The sequence below is a fragment of the Variovorax sp. 01T439_2 genome, assembly GCF_056398445.1.
This window is the reverse complement of sequence record NZ_JBFTPJ010000942.1, coordinates 1-2,265: the sequence shown is the minus strand read 5'-3', so window position 1 is coordinate 2,265 and position 2,265 is coordinate 1. Positions and strand designations below refer to the sequence as shown.

The window sequence follows — 2,265 nt, the reverse complement described above, 5'->3', positions numbered from 1 at the left end:
ACTTCTTCGTCGTGACGAAGCCCAGCAGGATGGCAAAGAACATGCCGGCCAGGCCGCCCACCAGCGGAATGGCCACCAGCGGAATCTGAAGCCCGCCCTTCTCGCCCATGTTCATCGCATGGATCGCAAGGAAGGAACCGAGCCCGACATACACGGCATGCCCGAAGCTCAGCATGCCGCCCTGCCCCAGCAGGATGTTGTAGCTCAGGCAGATGATGATCAGGTAGCCCATCTGCGAGAGCATGGTGAGCGCCAGGCTGCTCTTGAACAGCAGCGGCGAGACGATCAGCACGATCGCGAACAGCGACCAGATCAGGAAGCGCCCGATGTTCCAGGGCTTGAAGCGGTAGTACTGCGTGGTGGTGGCCGCAGTGGTCGTGGTGGTTGTGCTTGTCATGGCTTCAGTCCTCCCGGGTGCCAAGAAGACCCTTGGGCCTGAAGATGAGAATCAGCACCAGGAACAGGTACGGCAGGATCGGCGCGACCTGCGAGATCGTGAGCTTGAGCAGCTCGTAGCCGAAGGTCTGGTCGGTCACCGTGAAGCCCAGCATCTGCAGGCCGCCGGCAAACGACTGGTCCATGGCCACCGCGAAGGTCTGGATGATGCCGATCAGGAGCGACGCCAGGAACGCGCCGGCCAGCGAGCCCATGCCGCCGACCACCACCACCACGAAGATGATCGAGCCGACGGAGGCCGCCATCGCCGGTTCGGTGACGTAGGTGTTGCCACCCACCACGCCCGCAAGGCCCGCGAGCGCGGCGCCGCCGCCGAACACCAGCATGAAGACGCGCGGCACGTTGTGGCCCAGCGCCTCGACCATGTCGGGGTGCTTGAGCGCCGCCTGGATCACCAGGCCGATGCGTGTGCGCGTGAGCAGCAGCCACACCGAGATGAGCATCAAGACGGCCACCAGCATGATGAACGAGCGCGACTTGGGAAACTGCGTGCCGTACAGCGAGAACAGCGGCCCCTGCAGCTGCGGCGGCAGGCCGTAGGGCACGGTCGAGCGCCCCCAGGCAAGCTGCACCAGCTCCAGGATGAGGTACGAAAGCCCGAAGGTCACCAGCAGTTCCGGCACGTGGCCGAACTTGTGGACCCGGCGCAGGCTGTAGCGCTCGAAGGCCGCGCCCAAGAGGCCCACCAAGAGCGGCGCGATGAACAGYGCCGGCCAGAAGCCGACGATGCCCGAGAGCGTGTAGGCGATGTAGGCGCCCAGCATGTAGAAGCTGGCGTGCGCAAAGTTGAGCACGCCCATCATGCTGAAGATCAGCGTGAGGCCGGAGCTCAGCATGAACAGCAGCAGCCCGTAGCTGACGCCGTTGAGCAGCGAGATGACGAAGAATTCGACGTTCATCGGTCTTTCGTGTCAGGTGAGAAAAGAAAAAGGCCCGAGTGTTGAAGTCGGGCCTCGACCGGTCGGCGCGCGATCGGGCGATCAGGAGTTGTTGGGCCGCTTCATCTGGCACGAGGTGGGCGTGCTCGCAACGTAGGCTTCGTAGAACTTGACGGGCGCCAGCGTGTAGCCGGTGTTCTCCGGGCTGTAGGGGTTCTTGGCGTCGGCCTTCTGCCAGCGCGTGATCCACAGGCCCTGCTGCAGCTGGTGGTCGGACTTGCGCATCTCGACATCGCCGTTGAAGCTCTTGAACTTCATGCCTTCCATCGCGGCCGCCACCTTGACGGGCTCGGTCGACTTGGTGCGCACGAAGGCTTCGCTGAGCATGGCGTACACCGTGTAGATGTCGGTGGTGTACATGTCGTCGTTGAACTTCTTCTTGAACTCGTTCATCAGCGGCTGCACCGGGCCGGGCGCGTTGTAGTGGCTGTAGCCCACCTGGTAGACCTTGCCGTCCGAAGCCGCGCCCATGGCGGTGGGCGTGCCGTTGGTCACGGCGTAGTAGGTGTAGAACTTGACGTTCAGGCCCGAGTCGTTGGCCGACTTGATGAGCAGCGCGAGGTCGGAACCCCAGTTGCCGGTGATGACGGTGTCGGCACCCGAGGCCTTGATCTTGGCGATGTAGGGCGAGAAGTCGCGCACCTGGGCCAGCGGATGCAGGTCGTCGCCCACGATCTCGACATCGGGCCGCTTGTCCTTGAGGTTCTGCTTGGCGAACTTGGAGACCTGCTGGCCGTGCGAGTAGTTCTGGTTGATGAGGTAGACCTTCTTGATGTCTGGCTGCTCCTTCATGAAGGCGGTCAGCGCTTCCATCTTCATGGAGGTGTCGGCATCGAGCCGGAAGTGCCAGTAGCTGCACTTGCTGTTGGTG

At 63.2% G+C, this 2,265-nt stretch carries 2 protein-coding genes and 1 pseudogene; all 3 read right to left on the bottom strand.

Annotation, left to right across the window (positions count from 1 at the left end; genetic code table 11):
* A pseudogene (locus AC1DOC_RS30130) lies at positions 1-397 on the bottom strand (branched-chain amino acid ABC transporter permease); the annotation flags it as partial.
* A gap of 4 nt (positions 398-401) precedes the next feature.
* Complete coding sequence (locus AC1DOC_RS30125) at positions 402-1,355, bottom strand: branched-chain amino acid ABC transporter permease (RefSeq protein ID WP_012748031.1); 954 nt, start codon at positions 1,353-1,355, stop codon at positions 402-404.
* An 81-nt stretch (positions 1,356-1,436) separates the two neighbouring features.
* Positions 1,437-2,265: ABC transporter substrate-binding protein (locus AC1DOC_RS30120; RefSeq protein WP_478131167.1), on the bottom strand; the 829-nt coding region annotated here is incomplete at its 5' end.